Below are 15,842 nucleotides of genomic sequence, written 5' to 3'. Positions count from 1 at the left end.
GCGAAGCGCGTCAACGAGTGGCGGGAGCCTCCGCTTCCGCCTTCTCCCACAGCCCGGTCAAGGATCGCGACAAAAGGTTCGGGATCTTCGGCTTCGGCGCGGAATGGAAGGCCATGGGGCGCGACAATTCCATCGCCGCCACCCCGATCCGCGCCGTCAGCGCGCCGTTGATGACCCCCTCGCCGAACCGGCGCGACACGCGGGACAAGAGCCCCCCACCCGCGACCGACCCGATCAGGTCATCCCCCACCGCCAGCGCGCCCGTCGCCACCAGATAGCCGAACACCCGCTGCATCAGCTTCAATGACCCGACGTTCCCGGCCCGCCCGCCATAGATCTCGGCAATCCGCCTCACCATCCGCAGGTTCGCATAAAGCGCCGTCGCCACATCGGCCAGCGCCACCGGCACCAGCGCCGTCACCGTCGCCACCTGCCGCGCCGCCGCTTCGATCTCGCGCCGCGCCGCCTGATCCAGCGGGGCCAGCAGTTCCAGTTCGGTCATCGCCAGCAACGCGTCGGCGTCGAACACATCCGCCTGCCGCTCGCGCAGCGCCGCAACGCTGCCCTTCATCTCGGGTCGGTGGGCATAAAGCGCCTCGATCCCCTGCACCACCGACCGCGCGGCCTTGACATCCGCCGTCACCCGCGCCTCCTCGGCCCGCACGCGCAGGCGGTCCAGCCGCCCCAGCCGCAGATAGGCAAGTGCCTCGCGCCCCGCCAGCATGAACGCCGCCAGCGCCGCCAGCCCCAGCAACGCGAAGGCCACCGCCCCCAGCACGGTATTGCGCGACAGCAGCGTCGCCACGAAATCATAGGCTGCGACCGACAGAACGAAGCTGAACGCCGCCCCGAAGGCCCAAAGCGCGAACTTCCACAGACGCGAGGGCCGCTTCGCCCCCACCCGCATCACCGTCTGCAAGGCGACCGTATCCGGCACCGGCGGTGCGATCGACGGATCGGCCGCATCCTCCCAATCGACGATCAGGGGTTTTTTCATAGCCGGTCTCCGATCAGGAACTCTGCCGCGCGATCAAGGCGGATATGGGGCGGCCCCTCGCCGGGCCGCAGGTTCACGCGGGCGGGGGCAAACCCCATCAGCGAAAATTCGGCATCCAGCCAGCGCTCCGCCCCCTCGCGCGCGGGGGACAACAGCCGTGCGGGGTCGGTCGGCAATTCACCCGGATACATCGCCGCCTGCCGGTCCGAACCCAGCAGCCGCCCGCGCACCGCCTCGACCGTCTGGCCGTGGCGCGTCACCGTTTCCTCGACCGTCGCACGCAGGGATGCCAAAGACATGGCCGCCGTCTGCGCACCTGCGAACGATGCCCGATCCCGCGCCTCGCGCAGAAGCGCCTCCATGATCGAGGTCAGCGCAGGATGCTGTGTATGATGGATATGGTCGGCCTTGGTCGCGGCGAACAAGATGCGCTCCACCCGCTTGCCCAGCAGGATCTGCGACAGGAAGCTGTTCGCACCGGGGCGGAACGCATGCAGGATCTCGGCCATCGTGCGGCGCAGATCCTCCAGCGCCTGCGGGCCGGCATGGATCGCGCCCAGCCCGTCGACCAGCACCACCTGCCGGTCGATCCGCGCGAAATGGTTGCGGAAAAAGCGGCGGACGACCTTGTCCTTGTATCCCTCGTATCGCCGCTCCATCTCGCGCCACAGGCTGCCGCGTTTGGGATCGGCGGGTTTGGGCAAAGGCGCGAAGGTCAGCACCGGCGATCCGGCCAGATCGCCCGGAAGCAGGAACCGCCCCGGCGTGCAGTCGGAATATCCGTCCTTTCGCGCCGCGTTCAGGTAATCGGTGAAGCTGGCCGCCAGCGCCTGCGCGCGCACTTCCTCCAGCGGCAGCGATCCATCCTCGGCCCGCGCCTGCGCCAGAAACGCCCGCGCCTGCGCCCGTTTCGCAATGCGGGCGAAGGTGGCATCGGACCACTCCTCGAACGACTTCTCCAGCAGCGACAGGTCCAGCAGCCATTCGCCCGGATAGTCGATGATGTCCAGATGCACCGTCTGCATCCCTTGCAGCCCCGCCAGCAGCCCCGAGGGACGCACCTTGAACGACAGGCGCAGTTCGGACACCGACCGGGTCGAGTCCGGCCAGCGCGGATCGTCGCCCGTCAGCGCGGCAAGATGGTTCTCGTAATCGAAGCGTGGCAGGGTCATGTCGGGCTGGGGCTGCAGCCAGACCGACTCGATCCGCGCATTCGCCTTCAGCTGCGGCATCCGCCCCCGGTCCAGCAGGTTGGCGACCAGCCCGGTGATGAACACCGTCTTGCCCGCCCGCGACAACCCTGTGACCCCCAGCCGGATCGTGGTATCGGCAAACAGCCCGCCAAGGCTGGCGGCCGTGCCGCTGACGCTGCGGCCCAATGTGTCGGCAAGGGTGTTCAGGACCACGCTATTCTCCTTTGACGTTCGGAATGTAGGCGGCGGCGCACCGCTTGTGTAGCCCCGGCGCGGCATGGTAGCAGGCGCCATGCCCAGATATGCGATGATGGTGGATTACGACGGCGGCCCGTTCAACGGCTGGCAGCGGCAGGCGCAGGGCCAGCCCTCGGTTCAGGGCGCCATCGAGGATGCGCTGGCACGGCTGGAGCCGGGGCCGCACACCATCGCCGCCGCGGGTCGCACGGATGCGGGCGTCCATGGCACCGGACAGGTCGCGCATTGCGATCTGTCGAAGGATTGGGACCCGTTCCGCCTGATGGGCGCGCTGAACCAGCACCTGAAACCGCTGCCTGTTGCGATCACCCTCTGCGCCCTCGTGCCGGACGATTTTCACGCGCGGTTCTCGGCCGTCGAGCGGCGGTATCTGTTCCGCCTGATCGCCCGCCGCGCGCCGCTGACCCATGACCGGGGGCTGGCCTGGCAGGTCGGCCACCCGCTGAACGCCGAAGCGATGCGGCAAGGGGCGGCGCATCTGATCGGGCTGCACGATTTCACCACCTTCCGCAGCACGATGTGCCAGGCGAAATCGCCGGTAAAGACCATCGACGAGATCACGATCGAGGACGTCGCCCTGCCCGCCGGCACCGAATACCGCTTTCGCCTGCGCGCCCGCAGTTTCCTGCACAATCAGGTCCGGTCGATCGTCGGCACGCTGGAACGGGTCGGCGCGGGCGCATGGCACCCGGACCGCGTGAAGGACGTGCTGGACGCGGCGGACCGCGCCGCCTGTGGCCCCGTCTGCCCGCCGCAGGGGCTTTACCTGACGGGGGTAGGATACCCCACCGATCCATTTGCAAAGGAGTGAACCATGCCGCAGGCCGACCTCTACTTTACCAAGGACAGAACCCTCCCCGCTTCCGTGCTGGCCGAGATCGAGGGGGCCATCGCCGCTTTCGACACCGCGGCGGGCGTGTGCAAGGGCCGCCTGCATCCGGTCGACGGGCATCACAGCCACGTCTTCCTGCGCCTGTCGCTGCTGCCCAAACCGCACCGCGACGCGGCCTATGCGGCAGAGCTTGGCAAGAAATTGGCCGAGGTGATCCGCCCGCATGTGGCGGCCCCCTCGGCCCTTGCAGTGAACATCAGCTTCGATCTGGTGCACTACACCGCAGTAACGGTCGAATAATCAGACCTTGTCGTCGGCGAAGATGTCCTTCTTGTGGGTGCCGTTCGGCACGAAGATCGTCCCGATCACCACCGTCATCAGCGCCACGACGATCGCATACCACAGGCCGGCATAGATGTTGCCGGTCTGCGCCGAGATGGCGAAGGCCGTCGCAGGCAGCAGCCCCCCGAACCAGCCGTTCCCGATGTGATAGGGCAAGCTCAGGCCGCTATAGCGGATGCGCGTCGGGAACAGCTCCACCAGCGCCGCGGCAATCGGGCCATAGACCATCGTCACCAACAGGATCAGATAGGTCAGCGTGATGACGATCATCAGCTTCTGGCCGGTGAAGATGTCGAAGAAGTGGTTCGCCTTCGCCACCGTCTGGTTGTCCGCCGCGGTCAGCGGATAGCCGGCTTCGGTCAGCGCCGCCGTCACCGCGCCGTCGAAGCGCGCCTTCTCTGCCGCCAGCGCATCGCCGGTCAGGGCCGCGCCGTCATAGGACGGGATCACCGTCTCCCCGATGGTCACGGTCGTCACACCGCTGCCATCGACGGAATCGTAATTCACCGAGGCCTTGGCCAGCGCCGCCTTGGCGATGTCGCAGCTGGAGGTGAACTTGGCCGTCCCCGTCGGGTTGAACTGGAACGAGCAGTCCTCGGCCCCGTGCGTGACGGTCACCGGCACTTGCTGCGCCGCGTAAAGTGCAGGGTTGGCGGTGCGGGTCAGATGCTCGAACACCGGGAAATAGGTGACGGCGGCCAGCAGACAGCCCGCAAGGATGATCGGCTTGCGCCCGATCCGGTCCGAAAGCGATCCGAAGAACAAAAAGCCCGCCGTGCCGAGGATCAGCGACCATGCCACGAACACGTTGGCGCTGAAGCTGTCGACTTTGACCACGTTCTGCACGAAGAACAGCGCATAGAACTGGCCCGAATACCAGACCACGGCCTGCCCCGCCGTCAGGCCGAACAGCGCGATCAGGGCGATCTTGCCGTTCTTCCAGTTGCCGAACGCCTCGCGCATCGGTGCCTTGGAGGTGCGGCCCTCTTCCTTCATCTTCTTGAAGGCCGGGGATTCTTCCATCTGCAACCGGATATAGAGCGAGATCAGCAGCAGGAAGATCGACCCAAGGAACGGAATCCGCCAGCCCCAAGAGTTGAACGCGGTGATCATCGTCTGCTGGCCATCGGCCCCAAGCACCGGATTGCCCTGCAGATCGACCACGCCCACCATGGGATAGTTGCCGTTGACATAGCCCTGCACGCACAGGATCACGATCAGCGACAGCAGCAGCCCCAGCGTCGCCGTCGTCTGGATGAACGCGGTGTAGTATCCGCGACGGTTCGCAGGCGCGTGTTCGGCCACATAGACCGCAGCGCCGCCATATTCACCGCCCAGCGCCAGCCCCTGAAGCATCCGCAGCACGATCAGGATGATCGGCGCGGCCACGCCCCAGCTTGCATAGCCGGGCAGCAGACCGACCAGGAAGGTCGAAAAGCCCATGATCAGGATCGTCATCAGGAACGTGTATTTCCGCCCGACCAGATCGCCGAGCGACCCGAACACCAGCGCGCCGAAAGGCCGCACGATGAACCCCGCCGCAAAGGCCAGAAGCGCAAAGACGTTGCGCGTCGCCTCGGGGAACGCGGTGAAGAACTGCGCCCCGATGATCGCGGCAAGCGAGCCGTAAAGGTAGAAGTCATACCATTCGAAGATCGTCCCGGCCGAGGAGGCAAGGATCACCTTCTTCTCCTCTCCGGTCATCGGACGCGAGCGAATCTCGCCCACATCCACCACATTGTTTGCCATCTGGCATCCCTCCCTATGGGCAAGCCGGTATCGTTCGCGGCCTGATGCCCCGTTGCTCCTTGCGGTATGTGAAACCGCCTCCCTGTTGCCGCCGACCCCTCCCCGGGCCTTTTGTGGCGGGTCTTACCGGATGACGGGTTCCACCATCCGGGTCAGATCGCGGCTGACCGCCGCGATGTCCTGCATTGCATCCAGGCGGCGAAGAACCCCCGCGCCTGCGTAATGCGCGATCAGCGGCGCGGTCTGGGCGTGATAGGTCGCCAGACGCTGCCGCGCTGTGTCCGCGTTGTCATCGCTGCGGCGCTTGAACTCAGTGCCGCCGCATTTGTCGCAAGCGCCGTTCGTCGGACGCTTGAACGTATCGTGATAGCCTTCGCCGCATTTCGCGCATGTGTGGCGACCCGCGACACGCGCGACCATCGCCTCGTCATCCACCTCCAGGCTGATGGCAAGGGACACGCCCTGCCCCGTTTCAGCCAGCAGCAGATCCAGCGCCGAGGCCTGCACATCCGTGCGCGGGAACCCGTCAAGGATCACGCCGCTTTGCACATCGGGCTGCATCATCCGGTCGCGCAGGATTTCCAGCACGATCTCGTCGGACACGAGGCCCCCCGCCTCCATCACAGATTTCGCGGCCATGCCCGCCGGGGTGCCAGCGGCCACGGCGGCGCGCAGCAGATCGCCGGTGGACAGCTGGATCAGGCCCAACGTCTCCTCCAACATCCGCGCCTGCGTGCCCTTGCCCGCACCGGGGGGGCCAAGCAGGATCAGAACGGCGGGGGTGGTGCAGACCTCGCTCATGCGGCCCCCTTCTTGTTCGCGCGATTCTCGATCAGATCATCCACCACCGAAGGATCGGCAAGGGTCGAGGTGTCGCCAAGGCTGCCAAAGTCATCCTCGGCGATCTTGCGCAGGATGCGGCGCATGATCTTGCCCGAACGGGTCTTAGGCAGGCCGGGCGCCCATTGGATCAGATCGGGCGACGCAATGGGACCGATCTCAGCCCGGACCCATTTCACCAGATCCTTGCGCAGATCCTCGGACGGCTCGATCCCGTTCATCAGCGTGACATAGGCATAGATGCCCTGCCCCTTGATGTCGTGCGGGTATCCCACGACGGCAGCCTCGGCCACGTCCGGGTGGGCGACCAGCGCGGATTCGATCTCGGCAGTGCCCATGCGGTGGCCGGACACGTTCAGCACATCATCGACGCGCCCCGTGACCCAGTAATAGCCATCCTTGTCGCAGCGGCATCCGTCGCCGGTGAAGTAGTAGCCCTTGTACTGGCTGAAATAGGCTTCCTCGAACCGCTCGTGATCCTCCCAAAGCGTGCGCATCTGCCCCGGCCAGCTGTCCGAGATGGCCAGAACGCCCTCGACCGTGCCTTCCAATTCCTCGCCACTGGTCGGGTCCAGCACGGCGGGCTTCACGCCGAAGAACGGTTTGGTCGCCGACCCCGGTTTCGCCGGAATCGCGCCCGGCAGCGGCGTGATGACATGCCCGCCGGTTTCCGTCTGCCAGAACGTGTCCACGATGGGGCAGCGGCCCTTGCCGACATGGGTGTTGAACCAGTCCCACGCCTCGGGGTTGATCGGCTCGCCCACCGAACCCAACACCTTCAGGCTTTTCAGATCATACTTGTCCGCCCATTCCGGCCCCTGCGCCATCAGCGCGCGGATCGCGGTGGGCGCGGTGTAGAACTGGTTGACCTTGTGCTTCTCGCACACTTCCCAGAAGCGGCCCGCGTCGGGATAGCTTGGCACACCCTCGAACATCACGGTCGTCGCGCCGTTGGCCAGCGGGCCATAGACGATATAGCTGTGCCCCGTGACCCAGCCGACATCCGCCGTGCACCAGTAAACGTCACCGTCATGGTAATCGAAGACGTATTTCTGCGTCATCGCGGCATAAAGCAGATACCCGCCCGAAGTATGCACCACCCCCTTGGGCCGCCCCGTGGACCCCGACGTGTAAAGGATGAACAGCGGGTCCTCCGCCCCCATCGGACGCGGCGGACAATCGGGTGCGGCATGATCCATCAGCGCCTTGACGTCCACGTCGCGCCCGTCGATCCACGTCGTCTGATCGCCGGTGTGTTTCACCACCAGACAGCGCACCTTGTCCGAACAGCGCAGCAGGGCCGCGTCGGTGTTGGATTTCAGCGCCGTGCGCTTGCCGCCGCGCGGGGCGGTATCGGCGGTGATGACCAGCTTTGCCTGACAGTCGTTGATGCGGTTCGCCAGCGCATCGGGCGAAAAGCCCGCGAACACCACCGAATGGATCGCGCCGATGCGCGCGCAGGCCAGCATCGCATAGGCCGCCTCGGGGATCATCGGCAGATAGATCACCACCCGGTCGCCGCGCATCACGCCTTGGCTCAGCAGCACGTTGGCGAAACGGTTCACCTTTTCCGAAAGCTGGTTGTAGGTGATGTGCAGCGCCTCGGCCTTGGGATCGTCCGGCTCCCAGATGATCGCGGTCTGGTCGCCGCGCGTCGCTAGATGCCGGTCGATGCAGTTGACCGAGACGTTGAGGACACCATCCTCGAACCACTTGATCGACACCTGCCCATGCGTGAAATCGGTGTTCTTCACCTTGGTCGGCGCGGTGATCCAGTCCAGCTTCTTCGCCTCGCGCCCCCAGAACCCCTCGGGGTCCGAGATCGACTCGGCATAGAGCCGGTCGTAATCCGCAGGTTTCACATGTGCATTCGCGATGAAATCATCAGAAGCGGCATAAACCGCCTGACCGTGGTCCAACATCCACTCTCCTCCATTTCGGTGGCAGCCCTTGCGGGCAGCGACCATGCCGGCGAACCGGCCTCCCTGCGGATGATGGTAACGCGGATGTCAACGAGACGCTAACATTTTCTGAACATGCGGTTTTTCTGTAAATTCATTGACGGTCCGCGCCGCGCATCCGTAAATCCGCAACGCAATGGCCCTGATTTCACGGCATTTTCCCGGCGCCGGATTTACAGCGAATCCAGCCATCCGGGCAAAGCGCCGATATCGGCCAGCACGGTATCGGCATGTGGGGCAAGTTCGGCCTCGCCGGCGATGCCGGTCAGCACGGCGACGGTATGCATTCCTGCGCGGCGGCCCGCCTCCAGATCGTGGCGGCTGTCGCCCACCATGGCAACGCGCGACCGATCGATTCCCGTCGCGCGGGTGAAGGCCACGAGCTGCCCCGGCGCAGGCTTGCCGCCGAACCCGGAGTCGAACCCGGCGATGAAATCGAAATGCCCGGTCAGATCATGCGCCGCCAGATGCGCGCGGGCGGGTGCTTCGGCATCATTGGTCGCCAGCCCGATCCGCAATCCGCGCTCGCGCAGCCGCGTCAGCAGGGGGTCCAGCGGCACCGCTTCGGCCATCGGGGCCGATGCCGCCAGCGTATTCATGCGCGCGATCAATGCCTCCGGCTGCTGATGCGGCAGGAACGGCAGCAGAAGGGCCGCGATCTCGTCCGGGGTGCCGGCGATCACCGGGCTGCCCGCGTCGAAATCCTGCGTGTCGATGTCGTAACCGATGGCGCGGCCCATCGCGTGTTGCTGGCGCGGATCGTCCGAAAGCGCCTCCAACAGACGGCGCGACCAGCCGCCCCAGCTTTTGCGGAAATCGAACAGCGTGCCGTCCTTGTCGAAGATGATACCCTCGATCATGTCAGGTCCAATGCGGCAGGTCGCCGCCGGGCAGAACCGCCCGTGCGCGCATCGGCTCGGCATAGGGAACACCCGCCTGATCGCAATAGGCGACAACCCGCGCATCCTCGGCCAGGATGAAATCCAGGACCGCGCCAAGGAATTCGGGGCGCGCTGCCGCAAGGCGCAGATTGTCCACCGAAGCCCCTGTGTTCGTTAGGAATTCTGGCAGAAGGTCAGGCTGTGCGGCAAGCCAGACAAGCGCGCCGATGGCAAGCTTTTCTGCCTGCTCGCGGGGGGGAAGCGGGGGGGTGTTCATGGGTCGTCCTGCGGCGTCGAAAGGGATGAGGAAAGGAAATGTTAACCATTCATGGCGCAATGGTGGCAGGCGGCGAACGCGAGGTAAACCATGGTTGACGAAATCCTTGTCATAGACGGTTCCCAGACCAACCGGACCGTGTCCAAGGTGAAGCTGGCGGCTGCCTGCTACGCGCCTTTGCTTGCCTCGACCGGCGCCGACGGGATGGACGCTGCGGCGCGCCTGCGTCCGGGCGTGATCCTTCTGGACACCAACCTGCCCGACATGCCGGCACTGGACGTCCTGCGCCGCCTGCGTGCCGATCCGCGCAGCCGCGCCGCCCCCGTCATCGTCACCGGCGCCGAGGACCCGGCGCTGCGCGTCGCCCTTCTGCGCGCGGGGGCCGAGGATTGCCTCGCCCGCCCGGTGGACGATGCGCTGCTGCTGGCCCGCATCCGCGCATTGCTGCGGATGCGCCCCTCGACCGAGGAAGTGACGCCTTTGGGCATGGCCGAGGAGGCCGAGCCGTTCGAAGGCCCGCCGCTGATCGGCCTCGTGACCGAACGGGCCGATCTGGCGCAGCGGTGGCAGGCGGCGCTGGCCGGAACGGGCCGTCACCGCACGCTGGCCCTGACCCGCGAGGAGGCGCTGTCGGATGCGCGCTGCCCGCCCGACGTCTATCTGGTCGATGGCGATCTGGGCGGCCCCGGTGCGGGGCTGCGCTTTCTGTCCGACCTGCGTTCGCGCCTCGCGACGCGGGCGATCCCGGTCTGCATGGTGCAGCCGCGCTTCACCGCCGAAGGCGCGGCGATGGCCTTCGATATCGGTGCGAACGACGTGGTTCCCGCGCGGTTCGATCCGGCGGAACTGGCGCTGCGCCTTGGATCGCTGTCACGGCTGAAAAAGCGGATGGAGCGTCGCCGCGCCTCGGTCGAGGATGGCCTGCGGATGGCGATGGTCGATCCGCTGACCGGCCTCTACAACCGCCGTTTCGCCATGCCGCAACTGGAGGCGATGGCCGAACGCGCATCGACCGATGTTGCGGATATGGCGATCCTGATGCTGGATCTGGACCATTTCAAATCGATCAACGATCGCTGGGGCCATCCGGTCGGCGATGCCGTGCTGGTCGAGGTCGCGCGGCGTCTGGCCACGAACCTGCGCCCGTCCGACCTGATCGCCCGCATCGGCGGCGAGGAGTTTTTGATCGCCCTCCCTGATCTGCACCTTGCCGCCGCGCGGGGCGTGGCGGACCGGCTTTGCGCCGCCGTGCAGGCAACCCCGATCCGCCTCCCCTCGGGCGAGGCGTTGGAGGTCACGATCTCCATCGGGCTGGCAACGCGCGGGCGCCGGGGGTTCGAACCTGTGACCGATACGGTCGAACGCGCCGACAAGGCGTTGCTGGCCGCCAAGGCCGCCGGTCGCAACCAGGTGACCGTCGGCACCTGCCCCGCGCAGGGGTATCGCCCGCATTAGTCGCGGTGGCGGCGGTCCATCTGGTCCGCCAGCCGGTCGGCAAAGGCGGCGCGATCCTCGGGCGACAGGGCGGCGACGTGGTCCGCAATCAGCTTCTGCGCGATCCGCATCATCCGGTCGCCCCGGTCGCGCTGGCGTTCCAGCAACCCTGCGAATGCAGCCGGATCATAGGGCTGCGCGCGCAGCAGCCCCTGCATCTGGCCGAATTCTTCGCGCATCTTGCCCCAGGCCTGCCGCAGATCGGGTGCTTCGCGACGGAACGCCTCGCGCAGTTCCTTCCGCTCGGGTGGGGTCAGTGCGCCGTTGAACGGCCCGAAGGCGAACCCGCGCGAGGGGTCCTCGGCGCGCGGATGGTTGATCGCAACACCTGCCACGATGCCCAGCACCGCAAGGTTCAAGAGCACGGAGACCCCAAGGGCTATGCGCAGGGCGCGAACGGATCGAAACAGGTGGCGCATCTATTCCTCTGCCAGAAATTCGTATGTGGGGATCAGATCGACCGTATCGGGCAGGAAGGCTTCGGTCACGGCGGCAAGCGGCGCAGGTTCGGCCATGCCGATCCATACCCCGGCCAGCGCCGCCGTCGCCATGCCCCCGAACGCCCCGGCCCCGGCCAGCAGCACGCTCAGGAACCGCCAGCGCGACCGGCGGGGCGCGGGCTTTGCCTGAACCGCCTCGGCATCGGCCAGAATCCGGGCCAGCAGCGCGGGGCTGGGTTCCTCGGCCCGTGCAAGGGCGAAAAGATCGTCCAGATCGTTCATCTCAGACATCCTCGTATCCCAAAGCGGCGCGCTTGCCGGACAGCGCCGCCGCCAATGCGCGCTTGCCCCTTGCGGTCAGACTTTCCACCGCCTCCACCCCGATCTCCATGATCTCGGCGATGTCGGGGTTCGTCATCCCTTCGATATGGCGCAGCACGACCGCCTGCCGCTGGCGTTCAGGCAAGGCCGCCAGCGCCGCGTCCAGCGCCCTCATCCGATCGGCATCGACCATGCCATGCAGCACGGATGGCGCGCCATCCTCTGGCTCGGGCGCATCGTCCAGCGCCACGCCCCGGCGGCGGCGCAGCCGGTCGGTGCACAGGTTCGCCGCGACACGATAAAGCCATGTGGACACCTTCGCCTCGCCCTGCCGCCAGTCGGCGGCGATGCGCCAAAGCCGAAGCATCGCTTCCTGCGCGATATCCTCGGCTTCGGCCCGGTCGCCCAGCATCCGCGCAGCATAGGCCAGCACCCGCGGCGTCAACCGCAGCGTCAGCGACCGCGCCGCCGCCCCGTCGCCATTGGCGTAAAGGATCAGCAGCGCCTCGTCGGTCACATCTGCAAGCGTGTCGAGCGGCATGGTCATGCGTCCCTGCTATCGGGCTTCGCGAATGCTGGCAAACGGTCAGTCGCGGGGGCCCGGACGATGTGCGGCGTCCAGTTCCGGCTGGGTGATCGCGCCGTCGCCATCGCGGTCCAGCTTCTCGAACATCCGCGATTCGTGCCCTGCGGGAACGGCCAGCTCGGCGGCCGACAGCAGCCCGTCGCCATCCACGTCCATCCGCTCCACCTGACGCGCGGCACGTTCGTTCGCGCGTTCGGTCAGGCGGGCGATCTCGGCTGCGGCCAGTTCCTCGGCGCTGATGAGGCCGTCGCCATTGGCGTCCAGCGTGCCGACCTGCGCGGCGCGGCGGGCATTGGCTTCTTCTTCGGTGATGCGCCCGTCGCCATCGGCATCAAGTTCGGCAAAGTCGATCCGCATCGGGTGATGGCGCGGCCCGTCGGCGCCCGGACGCGCCAGCGCGGCGGTCGAAAGCGAGGCCGCGGCGATGGCGGCAAGGGTCAGTCCGGTCAGCATTTTCTGCATCGTTTGTCTCCTGCTTCGGGCGGGGCGTTTCTTCCCGGCCTCGACATGACAAACGGGGATGGCGGCTATTTCCGTCGCAGGACAATCCGTCCTCTAAACTTTTTGTGTCATCTGCCTTACATTGCCCCCGTTCCCCCGGAGGAAATCATGATCGAAGACCGTCCCATGAAACCGGCCCTGCTGCGCGGCTGGCGGATGCGGTGCCCGAATTGCGGGTCCGGCCGGATGATGCAGGGATACCTTGCCGTGCGCCCCGCCTGCCCCGAATGTGGCGAGGAGTTGCACCACCACCGCGCCGATGACGGCCCCGCCTATCTGACCATCCTGATCGTCGGGCATATCCTTGGCCCGCTGATCCTGTGGGTCTTCGTGGAATACCGGCCCGATCCCTGGGTTCTGGTCACGGCCTTCTCGATCGGGACGGTGGCGCTGTCGCTTTACCTGCTGCCCCGGCTGAAAGGTGCCTTCGTCGCCCTTCAATGGTCGCGCCGGATGCATGGGTTCAGTAGGACCTGAACCGCCCAAGGTCATAGCCATTCCAGTCCAGCACCTCGCGCGCGGCGACAAGCCGGTCCTGCGGAATCGGCCCTTCGCGATCCAGCAGCAGCCCGAAGCTGCCAGAGGGCGTGCCGATGGCCATGCTCCGCTCGCCCACGTCGACCCACAGTATCCACCAAGGTTCCACCTCTCCGGGCGGCAGGAACCGGCCCGGACCCATGGTCACGAACGGGCCGCCGATGCGTTTTTCCTGCCCGTTCAGGCACAGGCGCGCAGCCATGACGCCCCGGTCGAAGCTGACGCCGCCGGGCGCGCAGCCGGCCCCGAAATGCCCCACCTGCCGCCAGTTGCCCGACAGCCGCGCAGGATCGAACGTCGCGTTGGAATAGATCGGCACCGCCGTGTCGCGGAACGCCTGCGGCTGCGGCGGCTCGGCACGACCGCAGGCGGCCAGCGCCAGAAGAAGGACCAGCCGCTTCAATACGGGGCCGGCCAGCAGCGATGCGCCGCGTCGATCTCGGCCAGCACCTCGGGCGACAGGTTCACGCCAGCGGATGTAAGGTTGGTCAAAAGCTGATCCAGCCGCGTTGCCCCGATGATCGGCACCGTCGGGAAGGGACGAGAGCGATAGAAGGCCAGCGCCATCTGGCACGGGTCCAGCCCATGCCGCGCGGCGATGCCCAGATAGCCCGCCACCGCCTCGAACACATAGGGCGAGATGCGCCCGCCAAGGTTCGGCGTCCGCTCGCGCCGCGATCCGCCGGGGATCACATCGCCCGCATATTTGCCCGACAGAAGCCCCGTCGCCAGCGGCGAATAGCCCAGAAGCGGCATCTCCTCCATCACCGCAAGCTCGGCCCAGTCGCTGTCGAACTGGCGGCACAGCAGCGAATATTCGTTCTGCACCGTCATCATGCGCGGCAGGCCATTCGCCTCGGCCAGACGCAGCCATTGTGCCGCGCCCCAGACGGATTCGTTCGACAGGCCGAAATGGCGCACCTTGCCCTCGGCCACCAGTTTGGCGCCCTCCTCCAGCACGGCCAGCATGTCCGCCTCGACCGCCGCCCGATCGCCTTTGGGTGCGAAATCCCAGATCTTGCGGAAGTGATACGATCCGCGGTTCGGCCAGTGCAGTTGATAGATGTCGATGTAATCGGTCCGCAGCCGCACCAGCGACGCCTCGACCGCCGCGCGCATCCGGGCGGGGGTGATCGCCTCGCCGCCGGGGATGAGCGCGCTTCCCTCGCCGGTGATCTTGGTGGCGACGACCAGCTTGTCGCGCCCGCCCTTGGCCAGCCAGCTTCCAAGCATCGCCTCGGTCCCGCCCAGCGTTTCCACGGATGTGGGGTTGGTCGGATACATCTCGGCCGTGTCGATGAAGTTCACGCCATGCTCCAGCGCCATCGCGATCTGGTCATGGGCCTGGCTTTCGGTGTTCTGCGTGCCCCAGGTCATCGTTCCGAGGCAGAGTTCGGACACCGAGAGCCCGGTGCGCCCGAGGGAAATCTGTTTCATGTTCAGGCGTCTCCTTCTTGCACCGGAGCCTAACCTTCCGCCCGCCATTGGCAACCCCCGAGCCGGAACGCGCAGCGTGAAGGCGAGAGGAAAGGTGTGGCGCGGCACGCGCCGCGATTTGGCTTTGCCGACGCCCCTCGATGCCGCATCCTCCGAAACGGGAGAGATATGGGAGGAGAAACCGGATGACCCCGAAACTGACGCTGGCCCTTGCCGCGCTGATGCTGGCCGCATCGCCCGCCGCCGCCGAATATCCCGAACGCCAGATCACGCTCGTGATCCCCTTCGCGGCGGGCGGATCGACCGATGTCGTGGGCCGGATCGTCGCCGAACGGATGGGCGCCGATCTGGGAACGCAGGTGATCGTCGAGAATGTCGGCGGCGCGGGCGGCAGCCTCGGCGCCGGAAACGTCGCCGCCGCCGAGCCGGACGGATACACGATCCTGATGGGCACCGTCGCGACCCACGCGCTGAATCCGCTGATCCTGCAGCAGAAGCCCTACGACCCGGTGGCCGATTTCGCCCCCGTCTCGCTTCTGGTCGTGGTGCCGAACGTGCTGGCGGTGAACCCCGAACTGCCGGTGAACACGGTGCAGGAGCTGATCGATCTGGCGAAATCCGATCCGACCACGCTGGCCTATGCGTCCTCGGGCAATGGAACGCCGCTGCACCTGTCGGGCGAATTGTTCAAATCCATGGCGGCGGTGGAGATCGAGCACGTCCCGTATAAGGGGTCAGGCCCCGCGCTGACCGATGTTCTGGGCAATCAGGTGCCGATCATCTTCGACAACCTGCCCTCCGCCTCGGGTCACATCAGTTCGGGCAAGCTGCGGGCCTTGGGCGTGACCACGGCGGAGCGCGCGCCGTCCTTCCCCGATGTGCCGACCATCGCCGAAACCATTCCGGGATACGAGACCTACACCTGGAACGCCCTGTTCGCCCCCGCCGGCACCCCGCCCGAGGTGGTCGAGCGTCTGGCAACGGCGGCAAAGGCCGCGATGGCCGATCCGGCGGTGGTGGAACGCATGGCGGATTTCTCGGCCACCATCGTCGCATCGGGCCCCGAGGAGCTCGCCGAACATGTGAAGGCCGAGATGGCCAAGTGGGAACCCGTGGTGCGGGACGCCGACGTGCGGATGGATTGAGCCCACTGGCGCAACTGCCCTGCCCGCGTTAAACCCTGCCCGGACAGGCAA

At 66.6% G+C, this 15,842-nt stretch carries 18 protein-coding genes; 5 read left to right on the top strand and 13 right to left on the bottom strand.

Translation table 11 applies throughout. The features are described from left to right. Window positions 1–10 precede the first annotated feature (10 nt). Both E2K76_RS13040 and E2K76_RS13035 read right to left on the bottom strand, forming a co-directional pair. The gene (locus E2K76_RS13040) at window positions 11–997 is read right to left on the bottom strand and encodes a YcjF family protein (protein ID WP_136684753.1); all 987 of its coding nucleotides are present in this window, start codon (window positions 995–997) and stop codon (window positions 11–13) included. Beyond that, complete coding sequence (locus E2K76_RS13035) at window positions 994–2,403, bottom strand: YcjX family GTP-binding protein (RefSeq protein WP_169053306.1); 1,410 nt, start codon at window positions 2,401–2,403, stop codon at window positions 994–996. The genes E2K76_RS13040 and E2K76_RS13035 overlap by 4 nt, the downstream gene beginning before the upstream one ends. A gap of 79 nt (window positions 2,404–2,482) precedes the next feature. On the opposite strand from E2K76_RS13035, the gene truA reads away from it, so the two are divergent. After that, on the top strand, window positions 2,483–3,259 hold the full coding sequence (truA, locus tag E2K76_RS13030; protein ID WP_136684752.1) for a tRNA pseudouridine(38-40) synthase TruA: 777 nt from the start codon (window positions 2,483–2,485) through the stop codon (window positions 3,257–3,259). 3 nt (window positions 3,260–3,262) lie between these two features. Continuing rightward, complete coding sequence (locus tag E2K76_RS13025; protein ID WP_136684750.1) at window positions 3,263–3,580, top strand: hypothetical protein; 318 nt, start codon at window positions 3,263–3,265, stop codon at window positions 3,578–3,580. Here E2K76_RS13025 and E2K76_RS13020 read toward each other — a convergent pair whose 3' ends face one another. The 5 genes from E2K76_RS13020 to E2K76_RS13000 all read right to left on the bottom strand — a co-directional run bounded on the left by E2K76_RS13020 (window position 3,581) and on the right by E2K76_RS13000 (window position 9,330). After that, on the bottom strand, window positions 3,581–5,371 hold the full coding sequence (locus E2K76_RS13020) for an MFS transporter (protein ID WP_220432234.1): 1,791 nt from the start codon (window positions 5,369–5,371) through the stop codon (window positions 3,581–3,583). A gap of 123 nt (window positions 5,372–5,494) precedes the next feature. Beyond that, a complete protein-coding gene (locus E2K76_RS13015) occupies window positions 5,495–6,172 on the bottom strand; it encodes an adenylate kinase (protein WP_136684749.1) in 678 nt (225 codons plus the stop codon). Then, complete coding sequence (acs, locus tag E2K76_RS13010) at window positions 6,169–8,130, bottom strand: acetate--CoA ligase (RefSeq protein ID WP_136684847.1); 1,962 nt, start codon at window positions 8,128–8,130, stop codon at window positions 6,169–6,171. The genes E2K76_RS13015 and acs overlap by 4 nt, the downstream gene beginning before the upstream one ends. Window positions 8,131–8,345: 215 nt before the next feature. Then, window positions 8,346–9,032: an HAD family hydrolase gene (locus tag E2K76_RS13005; protein ID WP_136684748.1), complete on the bottom strand. Its 687-nt coding sequence runs from the start codon at window positions 9,030–9,032 to the stop codon at window positions 8,346–8,348. A gap of 1 nt (window position 9,033) precedes the next feature. After that, the gene (locus E2K76_RS13000; RefSeq protein WP_136684747.1) at window positions 9,034–9,330 is read right to left on the bottom strand and encodes a DUF3572 domain-containing protein; all 297 of its coding nucleotides are present in this window, start codon (window positions 9,328–9,330) and stop codon (window positions 9,034–9,036) included. A 90-nt stretch (window positions 9,331–9,420) separates the two neighbouring features. Between E2K76_RS13000 and E2K76_RS12995 the strand changes: the two genes are divergently transcribed. Beyond that, entirely contained in the window at window positions 9,421–10,785 is a 1,365-nt protein-coding gene (locus E2K76_RS12995; protein ID WP_136684745.1) for a diguanylate cyclase, read from the top strand. Here the strand turns inward: E2K76_RS12995 and E2K76_RS12990 are convergent. From E2K76_RS12990 to E2K76_RS12975, 4 genes are read right to left on the bottom strand one after another with little or no spacing between them, the layout of a single operon-like run. Beyond that, the gene (locus E2K76_RS12990) at window positions 10,782–11,189 is read right to left on the bottom strand and encodes a periplasmic heavy metal sensor (protein ID WP_169053304.1); all 408 of its coding nucleotides are present in this window, start codon (window positions 11,187–11,189) and stop codon (window positions 10,782–10,784) included. The two genes, E2K76_RS12995 and E2K76_RS12990, sit on opposite strands and share 4 nt — an antisense overlap. Before the next feature lie 54 nt (window positions 11,190–11,243). Further along, window positions 11,244–11,555 carry a dihydroorotate dehydrogenase gene (locus tag E2K76_RS12985; protein WP_136684741.1) on the bottom strand — a complete coding sequence of 104 codons (312 nt, stop codon included), beginning with the start codon at window positions 11,553–11,555 and terminating at the stop codon, window positions 11,244–11,246. Beyond that, a complete protein-coding gene (locus E2K76_RS12980) occupies window positions 11,548–12,132 on the bottom strand; it encodes an RNA polymerase sigma factor (protein ID WP_169053303.1) in 585 nt (194 codons plus the stop codon). Before E2K76_RS12980 ends, E2K76_RS12985 begins: the two co-directional genes overlap by 8 nt. A gap of 39 nt (window positions 12,133–12,171) precedes the next feature. Continuing rightward, complete coding sequence (locus E2K76_RS12975) at window positions 12,172–12,633, bottom strand: EF-hand domain-containing protein (protein ID WP_136684740.1); 462 nt, start codon at window positions 12,631–12,633, stop codon at window positions 12,172–12,174. A gap of 147 nt (window positions 12,634–12,780) precedes the next feature. On the opposite strand from E2K76_RS12975, the gene E2K76_RS12970 reads away from it, so the two are divergent. Further along, on the top strand, window positions 12,781–13,149 hold the full coding sequence (locus E2K76_RS12970) for a DUF983 domain-containing protein (protein ID WP_136684739.1): 369 nt from the start codon (window positions 12,781–12,783) through the stop codon (window positions 13,147–13,149). On the opposite strand, the gene E2K76_RS12965 is transcribed toward E2K76_RS12970, so the two are convergent. Further along, the gene (locus tag E2K76_RS12965) at window positions 13,136–13,612 is read right to left on the bottom strand and encodes a lipocalin family protein (protein ID WP_136684738.1); all 477 of its coding nucleotides are present in this window, start codon (window positions 13,610–13,612) and stop codon (window positions 13,136–13,138) included. The two genes, E2K76_RS12970 and E2K76_RS12965, sit on opposite strands and share 14 nt — an antisense overlap. Next, window positions 13,609–14,646: an aldo/keto reductase gene (locus E2K76_RS12960; RefSeq protein WP_136684737.1), complete on the bottom strand. Its 1,038-nt coding sequence runs from the start codon at window positions 14,644–14,646 to the stop codon at window positions 13,609–13,611. Before E2K76_RS12960 ends, E2K76_RS12965 begins: the two co-directional genes overlap by 4 nt. A gap of 185 nt (window positions 14,647–14,831) precedes the next feature. Here E2K76_RS12960 and E2K76_RS12955 point away from each other — a divergent pair, with 185 nt between their 5' ends. Then, window positions 14,832–15,791, top strand: coding sequence for a Bug family tripartite tricarboxylate transporter substrate binding protein (locus tag E2K76_RS12955; protein ID WP_136684736.1), 960 nt, complete (start codon window positions 14,832–14,834; stop codon window positions 15,789–15,791). The last annotated feature ends 51 nt before the right edge of the window (window positions 15,792–15,842 follow it).

The sequence above is a fragment of the Falsirhodobacter xinxiangensis genome (assembly GCF_004959935.1).
Lineage (GTDB): Bacteria > Pseudomonadota > Alphaproteobacteria > Rhodobacterales > Rhodobacteraceae > Falsirhodobacter > Falsirhodobacter xinxiangensis.
The sequence above is the reverse complement of the archived record's forward strand: the minus strand, read 5'-3'. Positions and strand labels throughout refer to the sequence as shown.

Excerpts from the sequence above, each read along its gene's own strand:
- E2K76_RS12975 (WP_136684740.1), bottom strand. The coding sequence starts at position 12,633 with ATGCAGAAAATGCTGACCGGACTGACCCTTGCCGCCATCGCCGCGGCC.
- E2K76_RS12960 (WP_136684737.1), bottom strand. The coding sequence starts at position 14,646 with ATGAAACAGATTTCCCTCGGGCGCACCGGGCTCTCGGTGTCCGAACTC.
- E2K76_RS13040 (WP_136684753.1), bottom strand. The coding sequence starts at position 997 with ATGAAAAAACCCCTGATCGTCGATTGGGAGGATGCGGCCGATCCGTCG.
- truA (WP_136684752.1), top strand. The coding sequence starts at position 2,483 with ATGCCCAGATATGCGATGATGGTGGATTACGACGGCGGCCCGTTCAAC.
- E2K76_RS13015 (WP_136684749.1), bottom strand. The coding sequence starts at position 6,172 with ATGAGCGAGGTCTGCACCACCCCCGCCGTTCTGATCCTGCTTGGCCCC.
- E2K76_RS12995 (WP_136684745.1), top strand. The coding sequence starts at position 9,421 with ATGGTTGACGAAATCCTTGTCATAGACGGTTCCCAGACCAACCGGACC.
- E2K76_RS12985 (WP_136684741.1), bottom strand. The coding sequence starts at position 11,555 with ATGTCTGAGATGAACGATCTGGACGATCTTTTCGCCCTTGCACGGGCC.
- E2K76_RS12970 (WP_136684739.1), top strand. The coding sequence starts at position 12,781 with ATGATCGAAGACCGTCCCATGAAACCGGCCCTGCTGCGCGGCTGGCGG.
- E2K76_RS12980 (WP_169053303.1), bottom strand. The coding sequence starts at position 12,132 with ATGACCATGCCGCTCGACACGCTTGCAGATGTGACCGACGAGGCGCTG.
- E2K76_RS12955 (WP_136684736.1), top strand. The coding sequence starts at position 14,832 with ATGACCCCGAAACTGACGCTGGCCCTTGCCGCGCTGATGCTGGCCGCA.
- E2K76_RS13025 (WP_136684750.1), top strand. The coding sequence starts at position 3,263 with ATGCCGCAGGCCGACCTCTACTTTACCAAGGACAGAACCCTCCCCGCT.
- E2K76_RS13000 (WP_136684747.1), bottom strand. The coding sequence starts at position 9,330 with ATGAACACCCCCCCGCTTCCCCCCCGCGAGCAGGCAGAAAAGCTTGCC.
- E2K76_RS13020 (WP_220432234.1), bottom strand. The coding sequence starts at position 5,371 with ATGGCAAACAATGTGGTGGATGTGGGCGAGATTCGCTCGCGTCCGATG.
- E2K76_RS13005 (WP_136684748.1), bottom strand. The coding sequence starts at position 9,032 with ATGATCGAGGGTATCATCTTCGACAAGGACGGCACGCTGTTCGATTTC.